The following is an 18,386-nucleotide window of genomic DNA, read 5'->3' on the forward strand; positions in this document are numbered from 1 at the left end:
AGATACTTTTGCGGTATTAGATTCAATAAACCACCCAAAAATGTTAGAACGTATTATCCAGTACAGTATCCATCACAAACTAATCGTGCTGTTATTTACCGCAGGAATCGTTGGCTTTGGTTTGTATTCCCTCTTAAATATCCCAATTGGTGCAGTGCCTGACGTGACCAATAATCAGGTGCAGGTCATAACAACCTCAAGAAATTTAGCAACTGAAGATGTTGAGAAATTTTTGACCTATCCGGTGGAGCTAGAGATGGCAAATTTGCCAGGGGTTAAAGAAATTCGTTCGATATCAAAGTTCGGTTTATCTGTAGTTACAGTGGTTTTCGATGATAATTTAGGCACCTACCTACCGCGTCAGCTTATCGCAGAGAAAATAAAAAATGCCGAAGAAAAAATTCCTGCAGGCTTTGGTAAACCTTTTATGGGACCTGTTTCCACTGGTCTGGGCGAGATATATCAATATGTAATTGATGTTGATGCCGAACACAAAGCACAGTATTCATTATCTGATGTGCGTACCATTCAGGATTGGGTGGTAAAACGTCAACTTTCTGGCATTCCTGGAGTGGTAGAAGTGAATACTTGGGGAGGCCATCTAAAAACCTATGAAGTCGCAATTAATCCTGAACGGCTTCGTGCTATGGACGTTTCCATCTTTGAAGTGTTCAGTGCCCTTGAAAAAAACAATAGCGTTGCTGGAGGCGGTTATATCGAGAAAGCAAATGAAAGTTACTTTATCAGGGGCGAAGGCCTCGTTAGTTCGATTCAAGATATCGAAGATATTGTAGTGACAAGTAAAGCAAACGTACCCGTTTATGTTAGAGATATTGCCACAGTAGGTTTTGGTCATGCCAACCGTTTTGGTGCAATCACAGGAAACGGCGAAGGCGAAAAAGTATTGGGGCAGGTCATGATGCTAAAAGATGCCAACTCTAATGCGGTTATTGAAGCTGTAAAAGAGCGTGTGGCGGAAATACAATCCTCATTGCCTCCCGGCATTTCTATCAACCCTTTTCTTGAGCGAAGCGAACTGATTGCTAAAACCACGTTTACCATTGCTGAAAATCTGATTTTAGGTTGTTTAATTGTGATTTTCGTGGTCGTGCTACTTTTAGGCAATCTGCGTTCTGGATTGGTAGTTGCTTCCGTGATTCCTTTATGTCTGCTATTTGCCCTTTCATTGATGTACATCTTCGGTGTAGATGCCAACTTGATGAGTTTAGGGGCGATTGACTTTGGGATCATCATCGATGGCGCGGTCATTATTGTTGAATTTATAGCCTTCAAAATTACCAGTCAGCGTGCTAAATTATTGGCACTTCCAAAAAACGAAAGACAAGGTTTAATCGATCAAATCACATATCAAGGGGCGACAAAAATGATGAACTCTGCCGTATTTGGACAATTGATCATCATCATCGTTTTTATCCCTATCCTTTCCTTGGTAAATGTTGAAGGCAAGATGTTCCGCCCAATGGCTTTGGTATTCTGTTTTGCCCTTATCGGTGCAATGGTTTTGTGCTTTACTTACATACCCGTAATGGCTTCTATGTTCATCAAACCGACCAATACCGAAAAGAAAACTATTTCATCCAGATTAATGGGCTTTCTAGAAAGTAAATACGAGCCTACCATTTCTTGGGCATTACGCCAAAAGAAATTGGTTTTGGGCTTGGCAGTAGCGCTCTTGGTGTTTACCGCATTTCTATTTACAAGGATGGGAGGCGAATTCGTACCCACTTTGGACGAGGGCGACTTTGTGATCCAGCCAGTTTTAAAGACGGGAACCTCGTTAAGCAAAACTATTGAAGCCACCACCCGAATGGAGAACATATTATTAAGATTTCCAGAAGTGGAACAAGTGGTCAGCAGGATTGGTGCTGCTGAAGTACCTACCGATCCAATGTCTATGGAAGAAAGTGATGTGATCATCAAATTAAAACCGAAAGGCGAATGGGAATCTGCCAAGACCAAAGACGAACTGGCCGATAAATTTAAAGAAGCCTTATCGGAAATCGCTGGCGTAGATTTTGAATTTACCCAACCCATTGAAATGCGATTCAACGAGTTGATTACAGGCGTGCGTGCAGATTTGGCCATCAAGGTTTTTGGCGAAGATTTAGATATCCTTTATAATAAGGCTTTGGAAATTGAAAAAGCGATCCAAAATGTGGAAGGAGCTGCTGATATTTCTGTAGAAAAAACTGCCGGACTGCCCCAAATGACGGTAAAATATGACCGTCAAAAAATTGCAAAATACGGGTTGAACATTGAGGATTTAAACAAGGTCATCACCATAGGTTTTGCGGGAATGACCGCAGGAACCGTTTTTGAAGGAGAAAAGCAATTTGATTTGGTGCTTCGTTATGATAAAGCGCATAGAAAGAATATTGAAAATATAGAAACAGCGTCGGTACCTCTTTCTGATGGCACAAAATTACCATTGAGCGAATTCGCTAAAATAAGCTATACCAAAGGGCCAGCAAAAATTTCGCGTGACGATACCAAACGACGTATCGTAGTTGGTGTGAATGTGCGTAACCGAGATTTAGAATCGGTAGTTAAGGATGTTCAAACCATTATTGAAAGGGATATTAAGTTGCCAACTGGTTATTCTGTAAGCTATGGCGGCCAATTTGAAAATCTTCGCACAGCAACGGCAAGATTAAAAATAGCAGTGCCTATTGCACTCGTCTTGATTTTTGTGTTACTCTACTTTGCTTTCGATTCTGTAAAGGAAGCTTTAATGATTTATAGTGCAATTCCGCTATCTGCTATTGGAGGTGTGATGTTACTCTATATACGAGACCTGCCTTTTAGTATTTCAGCTGGTGTTGGTTTTATTGCGCTTTTTGGAATTGCTGTTTTAAACGGTATTGTATTGATTGAAGAATTTAAGGAACTCAAAGCACACGGGGTTAGCAATATTAACAAGCGAATTTTAATGGGAACAAAAAACAGATTACGTCCTGTATTATTGACAGCAGCAGCGGCAGCTTTAGGATTTTTACCTATGGCAATTTCAACATCTGCTGGAGCAGAAGTACAAAGACCATTAGCAACCGTTGTTGTAGGTGGATTAATAACCGCAACGGCACTTACGCTAGTGGTATTGCCAATTTTATATGCCATGTTTGATAGAAAAGGACACCATCCTAAAGTTAAAACGAAAGTGAATCTCAAGTCGCTTGGTATGATTGTCATTTTGCTCTTGCCTGTTTTGGTTAGTGCACAAGATCAACCTATTTCAGCAGAACAAGCAGTGCAAATTGCAATTGAAAATAATAACGCACTTAAGGCTTCTGCCAAAAGGATAGACCAATCCCAACAGTTGGTTGGTAGTGCCCTCAATTTGGACAAAACCATGGTATATTATAACACTGACGAAAATAATATTGCTCAAAATGGGGTACCATTGAACGTCTATGGAATTAGCCAATCGCTGCAATTCCCGACAATTTATGGTGCGCAACGCAAAGTGGAAAAACAAAAAGTAGAATTATCCACCCAACAGTACCGATTAAACGAAAGAGCCCTGACCAAAGAGGTTTATAAAGCCTACTATAATGTGGTGTATTATAAGAGTCTTGTAGAGCAATACACTTTTTTGGACAGTCTTTATGGCCAATTTTCAAGGGCTGCAAACAAACGCTATGATGTGGGCGAAACTAACTTATTGGAAAAACTTACGGCAGAGGCCAAACAGAAGGAAATAGCCATTGCGCTTGCACAAACAAAAGAAGGTGTAAAAAAAGCATTTACGATGTTGCATCAATGGATGCAAACAGATTCGTTGGTTATTATTGAGGATGACAATTTACCCAGATTGGAATTACAAGCACCGAATTTCAGCAATAATCCTGGAATTCTATACTATGATTCCGCTCAAAAATTGAGTAAATCGTCTCTCGCTTTGGAACGGCAACGATTGCTTCCCGATTTACATATCTCCGTCTTTCAAGGGACTAATAATGGTGCGAATGCGAAACGATACAATGGTTTTCAAGCGGGCGTATCCATCCCATTGTGGTTTGGTGCGAATAAATCGAAAATCAATGCGGCAAAAACACAAACCATGATCATGGCCGATGAATCTGAAAACTACAAGATTCAACTCCAATCAAAGTATCAAGGCTTGTTATCCGATTTAAAGAAATTTCAGGAAGGGATCGATTATTATGAAAATTCAGGAACCAGACTCGCGAGTGAACTTACCTCAAGTGCTTCAAAAGCATTTCAGAATGGAGAAATTGACTTTCTTCAATATGTTCAACTGTTAGAAAGTGCCAAAAACATTAAAATCAGCTATTTGCAAAATCTTAATGAGTATAACGCTACAGTTTTAGAATTAAATTATTTAACCAATTAATGATGAAAAATAGAGTCCACAATAGTACCAAAGTTAGAGTTTTAACGAGCACTCTTTTACTGCTAATGCTAACGCTGGCGTCCTGTAATTCAAAAGAAAAATCAGAAGCAGGCACTGCAGAAGCAGCAATAGAAAATGAAGATCGGGATGTCATTACCATAACCGAAAATCAATTCACATCGGGCGGAATGGAATTGGGCACAATAGCCATGCAAGAGTTTAACACCGTGGTCAAAGCCAACGGTATGTTTGCCGTGCCTCCACAAAACCAAGCAGATGTTAGCGCCTTCTTTGCAGGTTATGTAAAAGACATCACTTTATTGCCAGGGCATGCAATCAAAAAAGGCCAAGTGCTGTTCACAATAGAAAATCCAGAATATGTTCAGGCACAACAAGACTTCCTGGAAGCGCAGGGGCGTTTGAGCTATTTGAAATCTGATTATGAACGCCAAAAGGAATTGATGGCCGACAATGTGACTTCAAAAAAGAACTTTTTAAAGGCTGAATCGGAATACACCGTGACCTTGGCACAATACCAATCGCTTAAAAAGATGTTGAGCCTTATGAACATCAACCCCAATACCCTTACGGGCGATAACATTCGGTCGGTCATTAGTGTACTTTCCCCATTGTCAGGGTATGCAACGACCATAAATGCAACTAAAGGCATGTATTTAAACCCATCAGATATTGCGGTAACGGTCACAAATACGGACGACCTTCACATAGAACTGAAGATTTTTGAAAAAGACCTTCCTATGGTCAAAACAGGTCAGCAAATCAATGTGAGATTACAAAACGACATGGACAATATCTACATGGGCGAGGTTCATTTAGTCAACAAGTCTATAAACGCCCAAAATAGAACGGTAGATGTTCACGGCGATTTAGTAAATGAAGAAGAAGTAAAACTCTTTGCTCCCGGAATGTACATTGAAGCTGAAATTTTGACCACATCGGCAGAGCACCCAGCCTTGCCTTCTGAAGCAGTGGCAAACATTGATAACGACTATTTTGTTCTTGTAAAGGAAAATACCACAACCTTCAAAAGAGTACTGGTTAAAATAGGTGCTACCAACAACGGATTTACCCAAATCCTTAATGCAGCTGATTTTAAACCCAATATGGAATTTTTAACCAAGGGGGCATTCAACTTGATCACAGAGTAAATTAGGAACTTCAAAAAAAGTATATCATGAACGACGCACATTTTCATTTAGTAGCAACCCATCTTCCCATTGTGGGAGTATTGATAGGGTTTCTGGTATTACTGTCAGGCTATATCATAAAAAATCCACAAGTAAAGATAACGGCATTGGCAATTTTTATTTTTAGTGCCTTAACAGCTATTGCCGCTTTTTATACTGGCGAAGGTGCTGAAGATCTGGTAGAAAATTTACCTGGCATCAGTGAAACCCTTATCCATAATCACGAAGAAGTGGCAGAACTCTTTTTTACGATGATGTTGGTTTTGGGCGGAGCTTCGCTGCTGACCCTATTTTTCGAATTAAAAAAACTGCCGTTTGTCAACTACGGTTTTGTGTTGGTGCTGCTCATATCCATCGGCTGTATTGTGATTTCTAAAAATGTTGGCACAAGTGGCGGCGAAATAAGCCATCTTGAAATTAGAAATGATAACAATGTCATTCAATTAAATTCCAACCATGACAGCGATGACGATTAATAGCATTACCCGGTATTGTTCAGACATACTTCAGAATGATAAATGCAAGCATCTGCCTTTTCACAACTTTACGCATACGCAAGAAGTTATTGATAACGTTTTTTTGATTGCTGATGCTATAGGAATCCCACCAAAAGAAGCCGACGTTATAGCTATTGCCGCCTGTTTTCACGATACTGGCTACTCTGAAACCTATAATGGCCACGAAGAAGTTAGCAAAAGGCTTGCAACAGAATATCTGGAGAAAGGAGATTTTTCCGAAGTAGAAATTGAAAGGATATGCGCCTGCATAGAAGCTACAAAAATGCCTCAAAATCCTCATGATATGTATGCCGAAGTGCTTTGTGATGCCGATTTGTTCCATTTGGGCACATCAAATTTTCTGTATCGGAATCTACTCTTGCGAAAGGAATGGGAGCTCTTTTGTAACATCGCCATGACCGATGAAGAATGGCAACTGTTCAACATAAAATTTCTGGAAGGGCAGCAATTCAAAACCGCTTATGGTAAAGATGTTTTGGAAAAAGGAAAGCAAGAAAATTTAAATAAACTAAAAGAATTAATTCGAATAAAATGAAGCTATCAGTTCCAAAACGGTTTACATTGTTGAAAGGTTTTGTCCTTTTGTTCCTCGCAATTTCCCTTCTATTAAGGGTTATTTTTCTGATCTGGAATTTTTCAGAAACAGACCATGCCCTTGTTGCCTTGGCCACCATATTTTTGACAGGACTTTTTTACGATATTGGTACCGTTTCATTTTTTGCCCTCGTTGGAGCCTTGTATTTCTTGGCAATGCCTAAAAAGTTTATAGGTTCGTTGGCAGATAGGATGTTGTGCTATACGGGCTTTACTTTGGGCGTGCTCATCATCTTCTTTTCGTTTTTTGCGGAAATCACTTTTTGGGATGAATTCCAAAGACGGTTCAACTTTATAGCGGTTGATTATTTAATATATACCTACGAGGTAGTTAAGAATATCAACGAATCCTATCCTTTACCCATTTTGATTGGAGGTATGGGAATTCTTGTCGTGGTTACAGTGTTACTGTTTAAGAAATTTGGACTATTCAAGAGCACTTTTGAAAGTAAGGCGGTTTTTAAAATTCGATTGGTTCCAAGCGTAATCGTATTGGGCGTTGCCGTGATTTTTGCTTTGTTCATCAAAAACGAAAGCGCCGAACTTTCGGAAAACCGCTATAACAATGAAATTTCCAAAGCCGGAATCTATTCCTTCTTTGCAGCATTTCGGAATAATGAATTGAGCTATCCGGAGTTCTATAAAACCGAGCCTATTGAAGAAGCGTTTTTAAAAGTAAATGATAATATAAAGACACTTCAAGATAGTATGTATGCCCCAGCTTCAAGTATAAATAGATATGTTACGAATGATGGCGAAGAAAAGAAACCCAACGTTATTTTCATTTGTATTGAGAGTTTAAGTGCAAAATATTTGGGCGCTTTTGGCAACCCGGAACCGTTGACGCCTACCTTGGATTCCTTAACCCAAGTTGGACTTTCGTTCGATAATTTGTTCGCCACTGGAACCAGAACAGTACGTGGAATGGAGGCCATAACACTTTCAATTCCCCCAACACCAGGGCGGAGTATCGTGAAACGAGAAAAAAACAACAACCTTTTTACCATTGGCGAAGTGTTTGAAACCAAAGGCTACACACGAACGTTCTTTTATGGAGGCGATGGCTATTTTGATAACATGGATAAGTATTTCAGTAGCAATGGTTTTGATATTGTTGACCGAGGCAGAGGGTTTTTGCCAACAGGCGATATTGTGACCACTCGTAAAAATATTGAAGATGATGAAGTGACTTTTGAAAATGCTTGGGGCGTTTGTGATGGAGATATTTACCGGAAGGTTTTGAAAGAAGCCGATTTGGCATTTGAAACAGGGAAACCCTTTTTCGATTTTATCATGACCACGTCCAACCATAAGCCATACACATATCCTGATCATAAAATCGATATTCCGTCAGGCACTGGAAGAAACGGAGCCGTTAGATATACAGACTATGCCATTCAGGAATTTTTGAAAAGTGCGAAGCAAAAGCCTTGGTTTAAAAATACGGTTTTCGTGATCATGGCCGACCATTGTGCCAGCAGTGCAGGCCGTTGGGAACTTGATGTGGCCAATTACCATATTCCGACAATAATAGTGAATCTTGAAAACGGAGCACAAGAGCATATTAAAAAATTGTGCTCGCAAATTGATGTTTTTCCCACACTGTTCGCACAGCTGGGATGGCGTTATGAAAGCAACCTTTTTGGTAAGGATGTTATGAAAATGGGTAAAACCGATGAACGTGCTTTTATTGGTAACTACAGAAAATTAGGGCTATTGAAAGGTTCGGAACTTATGGTATTGGGAGACCAAAAACAGGCTAATTTTTATCAATGGAACAGTGTGGATAACAGTTTGCAATCCATGCCTATGAATGATGGGTTTCTAAAAGAAACGATTTCCTATTTTCAAGTGGCTGATTATTTATACAGTAATAATGGGTTAACCTTAAAAGCCAGCAAATGAAAACCATCCACTTCATTGTAAACCCCATAGCTGGAAAAGGAAAACCGATGGTTACGAAGCAATACCTTTACAAATAGTAATAGAGCATAAAAACTTTCATCAGCTCTTTGTCAATACGATATTTTTAATAATCTGGTGTTGAGGTCTTGAGCAATCTAGGATCTCAACGTTCAAATACTGTGATTTTTTAATGTCGCGAGGTAATGACGCTATAAATTAAATCATTTGCATTAGGATAGTTTACAATATAGCAATATATTATTCAACAGATTTTTTTGTAGAAAACGCACTAATTCGCTCCTTTTGAGAATTCTTGATCGTTCAATTTGGACTAATACCTAAAACCTTCCGTAGGGTAATCTCACCAAAAAGTGTGGCACTACAAGATGAGGAATTAATAGGTTCATTTTTTTTCATAGTCCTTCGAAGCAACAGAAAAACTGTAGCGTCAGTAGTCATAATTCTTAAAAAATAGATCGTTTGAAAACAATAATTGGATTCTCAAAATATGACAAGCAAGTGTCCATAAAAACTATGGTAAACGCTTTTCTAGTTATTCTTTTGAGCAATATGGTCGGAATAGGAGTTTACACTGCAAAAGCTCAAGACTCAACCGGCACCAATGTTCCTTCAAAAGATAGTACCATAGTAGAGGCTAATATTAATACAATTTCAATTCAGGGGTATGAAGAGAATTATTATGTTGTTCAGCATAGAAATCAATTTTTTGATCGCTCGGAAATAAGTGTGAACAGAGAAACGCCCCAAGCTTCTCTTGAAAATTTTATTTTGAGCGCAAGAAATGCTGATTATCTCAAGGCTGCCCATTCCTTCAATTTAAATTTAATTTCTGATGATGTTTCTAATGAGCAAATAGAGCAATTAGCCCAAAAACTCTACATTATCATCAATAAAAATGTCACTATTGATTGGGACAAATTGTCTGAGAGACCTGATGGGCAGAGCGATGAAATATTCACTAATAATAAAGCGGTTTCCAGAGAACCACGAAAGAGCATTGCTTTTGGGAAATTAAATCTCAAGGAACGAGATGTAACCCTGAGACTCCAAAGAGTAAAATATAAAAACGAGCCGCCATACTGGGTCATCTCTGCCAATACAGTAGAACATATTGACGCGCTTTATATAGCCTACGGACCGACTAAAATAGTTCAACTCATCCCAGATGGTTGGGGATTGAAAGGAGAATTTTTAAAAATCCCTATTTGGAAAATTATTGGATTATTTATTTCAGTGGGTATAGCCTATGGCTTAGGCTGGCTCACGATGTTTCTTTTAAAACGCATATTTGGTAGATCAAAGTGGGAATGGATATCTTCTTTCTCGTCGCGCCTAGCCCTGCCTGCTGGGTATTTTGTGGGGATGCTTGCGCTATTTTTGCTTTTAAACAACTTAATAGTATTTAGCGGCGATTTAGCAAATTGGTTTTATACAATGCTTTTGATTGCTACCGTAGTTTGTGGTACTTGGTTTATTATGCGTATTTTAAATGCCTTTATCTTTTATGTGGCAGAAAATAAAACAGATGATATCTATGCTGAAGAAAACTTAAAAAGTCGTCAAGTTCTAACCCAACTATCGGTAGCTAGAAGGGTGGTGTCATTCATCATTTTTTTGATAGGAACTGGCATCATTCTTTCTCAATTTGAAAGTTTCAAAAACTTGGGGACATCACTCTTTGCGTCTGCCGGAGTTGCTACCATAATTATTGGTATTGCTGCCCAAGGTACTTTGGGTAACATCATTGCCGGAATTCAAATAGCAATCACTAAGCCAGCTCAAATTGGCGATTTGGTATTATTTGATGGTCAATGGGGCCATGTGGAAGACATTGGCTTTGTATATATGATCGTTAAAACTTGGGATGAAAGAAGAATCGTTACGCCTCTTAAAAGTGTCATTTCAAATTCATTTGAAAATTGGTCAATGCGAGGCTCAAAGCAAATTCGTTCCATTGATATTTACACCGATTATAGAATTAATATCCAAAAAGTTCGGGAAAAATATGAAGAACTTCTTACAGAATCATCAGCTTGGGATAAACAGGTTTCACCGTCCGTTCAAGTGGTTGAGTCTACTGAAAAAGCCATTAAGATTAGAGCCTTATGCAGTGCTAAAGATCCTTTTACCGCTTGGGATTTACAGTGCGAGCTTAGGGAAAAACTCATAGCGTATATCTGTGAGTTGGAAGAAGGTTTGGGATTGCCAAAAGACAGAATTGCCTTGGAGTCCAGAGATGAACCTGATCAATAGCAGATATGCTGCTGAAATATCCAGATGGTATTCGAAGGCTATTCTATAAATATCCTTTCAAAGATTTTTCTCAGTATTTCTAAATGTATTTTCAGGGATGTTGGCCATTGCTCTTTCGGCAATTGCTGTTATGGTCAAGGATGGGTTGACCCCGGGATTTGCTGAAATCATCGCACCATCTATCACCAACATATTCTTATATCCAAAAACCTTATTGTCCTTATCTATGACGCCTGTGGTGTTGTCTTTTCCCATAACGGCACCGCCTAAAATGTGCGCTGTAGAAGGTATTCCCGCCAATGTTTCAAGAGCAAAAGAGGTGCTGACGCCATGTATGGCTTTGCTGTAGGCTTTTACCAGTTTTATAGATTCAGGGATAAATGGGGAAGGGGCCTTGCCTTTACTTACACTTGAAGTCATTTGTCCGAGAGCGTTCCGTTTAAATTTCAAAGTACTGTCCAGAGTTTGCATAAAAAGCAACACGACCGTATTTTTTGCCCAGCCGTTCACAAAATAGATCTTGAAATAATCCACGGGATTTTTCAGGAGTTTAACTAAGGTCTTAAAAAGGCGCGATACAACATTAGATCCTGTTACATAAGGTAAGTGTGCCAGTTTCCAGGCATTGGAGCCTTCACCATATCTGCAAATTTCCAGATGGCTGTTTTCATCGGTGTCAAGTATGCTGCCTATTGCAATACCTTTTGAATAGTTTTTATCTTTATCGAGCCCAGAAATACTAATCAAGGTCTCATTATTACTACGAATATCTTCACCTACTTTATCAGATAAATTGGGGAGTGATTGCTTTTTAAGCTTCAGTAGTAATTTGACAGTGCCCAAAACACCTCCAGAGAAAATCACAGCTTTGGTTTTGATTTTTTTATGGTTCTTAAAAAATGTCGTGCTATTTTTTAAGGAGACTTCATAACCCTGAGATCCATCAGCGGAGCCAATGGGTTGCACATCAAAGACTTCATTCTCGGCCAGTATTTCTGCGCCATTCTTTTGAGCGAGGTAGAGGTAGTTTTTATCGAGCGTATTTTTTGCATTGTAACGGCACCCCGTCATGCAGGCGCCGCAAAAATTACAACCCGAACGGTCTGGTCCCTTACCACCAAAATAGGGGTCTTTTACAGTTTGATTTGGTTTTCCGAAAAAAACAGCAACACGGGTTGTGTCAAATTTCTCCTTGATACCTAAATCTTCTGCCACTTTTTTAAGACCTAAATCGCCATCAAATAACATCGGATTTTTTGCGGCGCCCAGCATTCTTAGTGCTTCATCGTAATAGGGTTTGAGTTCGTTTTCCCAATCGTTTAGCTCCCGCCAACTTCCAGAATTGAAAAAGGCAGATTTAGGTGTAGGTAAGGTGTTGGCATACACTAAAGATCCACCACCAACTCCAGTACCTGAAATAATGGCGATGTGTTTAAAAATTGAGAGTTTCATAATTCCAAAAAATCGTAAATACGGCATCCACAGCCATTTTCTAAAATTCCAATTGGTTTTAGGGAAATCTTTGGCCTTGAACCATTTTCCTTTTTCGACTACTAAAACCTTATATCCTTTCTCTGATAACCTTAAGGCACTGACCGAACCTCCAAAAACACTTCCAACTATAATATAATCGTACTCCATTTTTATTTTTTACAACGCGTTTGTGCTTAAGACACTGTGAGTCTCGACTCCTAATGTAGTAAAAATAAATAAGGCTCTATTGCTTATGAACTACATTATCGAACGAGTAAATTATCCGAAGTTTTATGCTACAAAAATAGTGCAAGAGTTTTGATTCAGGGGAGTATCAGAGAAAAGAGGAATTCACGTAAGCATTATGGTATTATAAGTAAATCGGGAGACGACATTATTTTTTGAGAACGAGCGAGACGCTCGCGCTAGCGGAGGAGCTCTCTCGTTTTGGAAGTCATAACCCTCAATAGACACAGGCCTTACAACAACTTTAGATCAGATTTTCACAGTTTTGCCGCATTGTAACAGTGCAACTACGGGAATATTTATAGCAATTGATCAAAATGAATCGGAAACTTATTTATTCGTTTTCCAGTAGCATGATAAATCGCGTTGGCAATGGCAGGTGCCATGGAAGCCAATCCAATTTCGCCAACACCTTTGCTGCCCAATTCGTTTATAATATCATCTTTTTCATCGACAAATATCACATCCAATTCATGAATGTCTGCGTGAACAGGAATATGATATTCGCCTAAATCGGTGTTCATATATTTACCTAAATTGTGATCCATTAAGGTTTCCTCCCGTAAAGCTTTACTGATTCCCCAAATCATTCCGCCTAAAATCTGACTGCGTGCTGTTTTCGGATTAATAATTTTTCCAGCAGCTACAGCAGTGACTGCACGGGTTACGTTTACGATCCCCAATTGTTCATCTACCTCAACTTCTACAAAAGCTGCACTATGCGCTGCACGTGTATACTGTTTCAATTTTAACACATTCGGAATATTGTTTTTTGAAGCCTTGATTTTTTTTCCATCATTATCGGCTATAATCTCTTTAAATGTTACAAAATTGCTTTTGTCTTGTTTTAAGTATATGGAACCATCTTCAAAAACGACATCTTCCAGAGCTACTGAATTAAAAGTGGAGTTGTTCATCTTTTTGGCTTTCTTAAAGATTTTCTTTTTGAGGGATTCGCAAGCAGCTTTTACCGCCGACCCTACAACGCCGGTTGTATATGAACCACCCTGGATTGGTGACAATGGCATGTTGCTGTCGCCATATTCAAAAGTAACATCATCAATGTGAATGCCTAATGAATCTGCAGCAATCTGTGTCATTACAGTCAATGTTCCAGTGCCAATATCGGTCACAGCACTTTTCACTTTTAATTTTCCTTTTTTGTTGATGCTGGCTTTTGCTTTTGCAGGAAGCGCGATAACATCCCAGATTCCAGAACTCATGCCAGTTCCTACCAAACGGTTGCCTCGTCTTGTGGTTCGAGGTTCAGATTTTCTGTTTGCCCAACCAAATTTCTCGGCAGCTTGGAGATAACATTGTTTTAATTCTTTGCTCGAAAACGGTTTGTCTGCACTCACATCTCGTTCAGCATAATTGAGCAAACGCAATTCCATTGGGTCGACTTTCAATATATAAGACAGTGCATCCATTGTGGCTTCGATGGCATGCAATCCTGTGCTTCCGCCTGGTGCGCGCATATCCATTGGTGAAAAAACATCTAATGGCACTAATTTGTAATCCAATAAGGTGTTTTTGGCAGGATAGAGCATATTGGCCCAATTCACGACCACTTCGGTGTAATCCTCATGTTGTGATGTTTCGGCGATTGCAGTGTGGTTAATTGCTGTAAGAGTTCCGTCAGCAGTAGCACCAAATCTTGTTTTCTGAATGGTTTGTGGTCGATGTCCGAACGTGAACATCTGCGCTCTATCCATCGTAACACGTACATTCCTTTTGAGTTCCAACGATGCCATGACGCAAAGAAACAGTTGGTATTGAGGTCTTAAGCCAGAACCAAATGCGCCACCAACAAAAGGTGATAGAATGCGCACGTCTTTATAATGAAGTCCGAAAACATTGGCTATATAAATTTGGCAATTACTCGTTCCCTGGGTTTTGTCGTAAACCGTTAATTTGCCATCACCCTCGTAAACGGTGGTTGTAGTGAAAAGCTCTAAGGGATTATGGTGCTCAGTGCCATGGATAAACTCACCGGCGTATTGTGCATCAGCATCGTTATAGGCTTTCTCAAAATCGCCATTCGCACTTGGTGGCAAAGGTTTTATTAAGGTTGCTATTCCCTTTTTGGGGTCACGAGCGTCGTCTAAATGCGCTGCCAATTCTGTTTCAAACGGTTCTTCATCATAGGTAACATTAATTAGAGTTGCAGCGTAACGTGCAGTTTCGAAAGTTTCTGCAACAACTAGTGCAATGGGCTGGCCATTGTACAAAATTTGGTCATTATAGAAAGGTTTAAAGGGCGTTCCTGGAGGTGCATCCATATCGGCATACATGATGTCGAACCAAGGAAGTTTTGTACGATTGTTATGAGAAAATATAGCGACGACTCCAGATAAAGCATGGGCTGCACTTTCATCTATTTCTAAAATCTTTCCTTTGGTAATTGTGCTATTTACAATATAGCCTTGCAGCAAATCTGGCACGTCATATTCGCCTGCATATTTTGCCGCTCCAGTGACCTTGAGATAACCTTCGAGCCTGTTTACAGATTTACCTATTTGTTTTGATGTTTTCATAAGCTGATTATAATGAAGGTTGCGCTCCTGGTCTTTGTGATTCTGGATGTAAGGCCATTATGCAGTTACGTACAATTGCTCGTTTTGAAAGTTCGATTTTGAAATCATTTTTGCCAAAACCTTTGGCGCCTTTCAAAATCATGTTGGCTGCTGAGGCAAAATTTTCTTCGGTCGGTGATTTGTCAACTAAAAATTCTTCTGCTGCTACTACTCGCCATGGTTTGTGAGCGATTCCGCCTAAAGCAATTCGGATTTTAGTGATTTTATTATTTTCTAATACCATCCCTGTTGCCACACTTACGAGTGCAAATGCATAGGAATTTCTATCACGAAGTTTTAGGTAAGAATAATTTTCAGCAAAACCTTCTGAAGGTAAACTTATACCGGTAATCAATTCGTTTACTTTTAAATTATTGTCCAATTCTGGTGTATCGCCAGGGAGTCGGTGGAAATTTGAAAACTCAATTTCACGTTCTCCATCAGGACTTTTTACATGTACAACCGCTTCAAGTGCAGCCAAGGCGATGCACATATCTGAAGGAAATACGGCAATACAGTCTTCGCTTGTTCCAAGGATGGCGTGTATTCGGTTGAGACCGTTTTTTGCCGGACAACCGGAACCAGGATTTCGCTTATTGCAAGGCGAAGAGGCATCATAAAAATAATAACAGCGTGTGCGTTGTAAAAGATTTCCACCATTGCTTGCACTATTTCGAATTTGAGCTGAAGCGCCCGCCAATATTGCTTTGGATAATAATGGATAACGCTCTTCAACCAGTTTATGATAAGCTGTGTCTGAATTTGTCGCCAGTGCTCCCAAAAACAGCCCGCCATGCTCATCTTCCTTGATAATTTTGTAGTCATTGAGGCCATTGATATCCACCAATGTTTTTGGATGCGCTAGATTGTACTTCCATAAATCGATAAGATTTGTGCCGCCTGCAATAAAGTTTGCTGCATTGTTTTTCGAGATTTTATTTAAGGCATCGTTGGGATTTGAAACTTTTTGATATGTAAAATTATTCATTGCGCTTGTCTTTAAATTCCATTATTGCATCAATTATATTGGTGTTCGCGCCACATCTGCAAAGATTACCGCTCATTTGTTCTTTAACTTCATCACGTGTATCGGCCTTGCCTTCTTCAAGCATTGCGATGGCACTACAAATTTGTCCGGGTGTGCAATATCCGCATTGAAAAGCGTCGTGCTCAATAAAGGCTGTTTGCAGTGGATGCAACACTTCGCCATTTGCGATGCCTTCGATGGTTGTGATTTCTGAACAATCCTTCATGACTGCTAGAGTCAGACAGCTCAAAATTCTTTTGCCATCACAGATAACAGTACAAGCTCCGCATTGTCCATGGTCACAACCTTTTTTAGTGCCGGTCAGTTTTCCGTGGTCACGAATGGCATCCAACAGACTTACCCAAGGCATGACGTGTAGGTGTAATGTGGTTTTGTTGATGTGCAGTTGAACTTTTGTAGCGTTGGAATTGCTGCTGAAATTTGTTGTATTAGAGCTGTTTTTATCTTGCATGGTTTAGTTCATATTTCTAGTTGGACACTATTGATTAATCATGAATACCAATTTAATTTTGTATGTACTCATTAATAAGATTCTTGAAAATAGAATATTATTCTCAATTTCCTTTCGTAAATGGTAATATGAGTTAAAAAAATTTCTGTTAAAGTTAAAATAGTGACACTTATATGAATAGAGACGATTTTGTATTTCAATTCTTATGAAGAAAGCACTAATCAGTTGTTGGATGCCATGAGTAAAATTAACCGTTGAAACCATTTTGAAGCTACAGCTATCGGCAAATGAATCGGGAGCATTCGAGAATTTCTTCGGAAGCTATGTTTGATAAATTGTAAATGTCAGTCAGATTTGGATTGTATGGCATTCCATAACTTATTTTTTTGCTTTTTTCGAGATTCGTAGTAAGATTAAACTTATCAAGCATTACTTCTGAATGATCTGTAATATATTTCGAACAATAGATAGCAGTTGCACCAAAACGGATGAATGTCAAACCTTGATTTTTCATTCACTTACAATTCGAAAATGCAATAAAGACAAGCATTCATCATGTAAGTTTTTGAAAATCAGAAAACTAAAATCATGGCGCTCATATTTTAATAAGGGCCCTCATTTGGCAGTAGAATTTACACTTTTGAAATTCTCAATATTAAAATTTGTTCGGTTTTGAGTTAAAATATTCTTTTTTCAAGTTAATAAAATAAATTGTTAAGTATAAACTTGCTTTAGGTTCGAAAGCAAGCAGGATAAAGCCTTCCGGTTGATTGTATAATACTCTTAAAGTTCACAGTTGTTGATATATTGATATGAACCAAATACGATGCCTCAATAGAAATTGAAGTAGCCTCTTTTTGGACATTATGTATTAGGTCAAGAGCTGTTTGAAATAACTAACATTATTTATATGAAAGAAGACGACAAATTTAAAGAAGAGGTCAATTTGGACAAGTTGAGTGATGACGAAAATATCATCCTCGATGCGATGGGGCTGAACGGAAGTTCAAGAAGGAAATTCTTAAAACAAGTTTCTACAGCAAGCTTGGGTATTTATGCGTCTTCTTTTTTTACTTCAGAATTATTTGCCAGCACTATGAAAGATTTACCAGAAAATACAACCGCACTTTTAAATGAGATCAAAGTAAATCTCAGGGTGAATGAAATGGTTAAACCATTAACATTAGATTCAAGAACTTCTTTGCTTGATGCGCTTAGAGAAAGACTTGGTTTAACTGGAACTAAAAAAGGATGTGATCATGGGCAATGTGGTGCATGTACTGTAATAATAGACGGAAAACGCAACCTTTCTTGCCTTACTTTGGCAGCTACCTGTGAAGGAAAAGAGATCACAACGGTAGAAGGATTAGCGAAAAATAGCGAAATGCACCCAATGCAGCAGGCATTTTTAAAACACGATGGTTTTCAATGTGGTTATTGTACGCCTGGACAGATTTGTTCTGCTATAGCCCTTTTAGAGGAAGCTAAAAATGGAGAAGCCAGTTATGTGACTGAAGATTTAAAGACCATTAAATCTGGTTTAACCCTTTCCGAAGAAGAAATAAGAGAAAGAATGTCTGGAAATATTTGTCGGTGTGGTGCCTACAATAATATTGTACAGGCCTTTAAAGAAGTGCATTCCGGAGATAACGAAATGCCAACTTGGGAATTTGCAACTCAAGAGCAAATGAATAAGGCTAAAAATGCCTAGAGGAGCT

General features: G+C 39.0%; 11 protein-coding genes. 7 read left to right on the top strand and 4 right to left on the bottom strand.

Translation table 11 applies throughout. From position 1 onward, the window contains the following. Nucleotides 1-40: 40 nt before the first annotated feature. The 6 genes from A9996_RS10140 to A9996_RS10165 all read left to right on the top strand — a co-directional run bounded on the left by A9996_RS10140 (nucleotide 41) and on the right by A9996_RS10165 (nucleotide 10,874). Nucleotides 41-4,375 (top strand): CusA/CzcA family heavy metal efflux RND transporter, encoded by a 4,335-nt coding sequence (locus A9996_RS10140; RefSeq protein WP_066434126.1) that lies wholly within the window; start codon nucleotides 41-43, stop codon nucleotides 4,373-4,375. Continuing rightward, nucleotides 4,375-5,544 (top strand): efflux RND transporter periplasmic adaptor subunit, encoded by a 1,170-nt coding sequence (locus A9996_RS10145; RefSeq protein WP_245905286.1) that lies wholly within the window; start codon nucleotides 4,375-4,377, stop codon nucleotides 5,542-5,544. The genes A9996_RS10140 and A9996_RS10145 overlap by 1 nt, the downstream gene beginning before the upstream one ends. Before the next feature lie 26 nt (nucleotides 5,545-5,570). Then, nucleotides 5,571-6,059: a hypothetical protein gene (locus tag A9996_RS10150; RefSeq protein WP_066434129.1), complete on the top strand. Its 489-nt coding sequence runs from the start codon at nucleotides 5,571-5,573 to the stop codon at nucleotides 6,057-6,059. Next, the gene (locus A9996_RS10155) at nucleotides 6,040-6,636 is read left to right on the top strand and encodes an HD domain-containing protein (RefSeq protein ID WP_066434130.1); all 597 of its coding nucleotides are present in this window, start codon (nucleotides 6,040-6,042) and stop codon (nucleotides 6,634-6,636) included. The genes A9996_RS10150 and A9996_RS10155 overlap by 20 nt, the downstream gene beginning before the upstream one ends. Further along, nucleotides 6,633-8,600 carry an LTA synthase family protein gene (locus A9996_RS10160; protein WP_066434132.1) on the top strand — a complete coding sequence of 656 codons (1,968 nt, stop codon included), beginning with the start codon at nucleotides 6,633-6,635 and terminating at the stop codon, nucleotides 8,598-8,600. Before A9996_RS10155 ends, A9996_RS10160 begins: the two co-directional genes overlap by 4 nt. Nucleotides 8,601-9,080: 480 nt before the next feature. Then, nucleotides 9,081-10,874, top strand: coding sequence for a mechanosensitive ion channel family protein (locus A9996_RS10165; RefSeq protein WP_245905285.1), 1,794 nt, complete (start codon nucleotides 9,081-9,083; stop codon nucleotides 10,872-10,874). A gap of 57 nt (nucleotides 10,875-10,931) precedes the next feature. On the opposite strand, the gene A9996_RS10170 is transcribed toward A9996_RS10165, so the two are convergent. From A9996_RS10170 to A9996_RS10185, 4 genes are all read right to left on the bottom strand, one after another. Beyond that, nucleotides 10,932-12,515, bottom strand: a complete 1,584-nt coding sequence (locus A9996_RS10170; protein WP_066434143.1) for a GMC oxidoreductase — start codon at nucleotides 12,513-12,515, stop codon at nucleotides 10,932-10,934. Nucleotides 12,516-12,892: 377 nt separating this feature from the next. After that, nucleotides 12,893-15,130, bottom strand: a complete 2,238-nt coding sequence (locus A9996_RS10175; protein WP_066434145.1) for a xanthine dehydrogenase family protein molybdopterin-binding subunit — start codon at nucleotides 15,128-15,130, stop codon at nucleotides 12,893-12,895. A gap of 7 nt (nucleotides 15,131-15,137) precedes the next feature. Beyond that, nucleotides 15,138-16,157: an FAD binding domain-containing protein gene (locus A9996_RS10180; protein ID WP_066434146.1), complete on the bottom strand. Its 1,020-nt coding sequence runs from the start codon at nucleotides 16,155-16,157 to the stop codon at nucleotides 15,138-15,140. After that, the gene (locus A9996_RS10185; protein WP_066434148.1) at nucleotides 16,150-16,668 is read right to left on the bottom strand and encodes a (2Fe-2S)-binding protein; all 519 of its coding nucleotides are present in this window, start codon (nucleotides 16,666-16,668) and stop codon (nucleotides 16,150-16,152) included. The genes A9996_RS10180 and A9996_RS10185 overlap by 8 nt, the downstream gene beginning before the upstream one ends. A 910-nt stretch (nucleotides 16,669-17,578) precedes the next feature. Between A9996_RS10185 and A9996_RS10190 the strand changes: the two genes are divergently transcribed. Beyond that, nucleotides 17,579-18,379 (top strand): 2Fe-2S iron-sulfur cluster-binding protein, encoded by an 801-nt coding sequence (locus tag A9996_RS10190; protein ID WP_066434150.1) that lies wholly within the window; start codon nucleotides 17,579-17,581, stop codon nucleotides 18,377-18,379. The last annotated feature ends 7 nt before the right edge of the window (nucleotides 18,380-18,386 follow it).

This window comes from Gelidibacter algens, from assembly GCF_001678675.1.
GTDB classification, from domain to species: Bacteria; Bacteroidota; Bacteroidia; order Flavobacteriales; family Flavobacteriaceae; genus Gelidibacter; species Gelidibacter algens.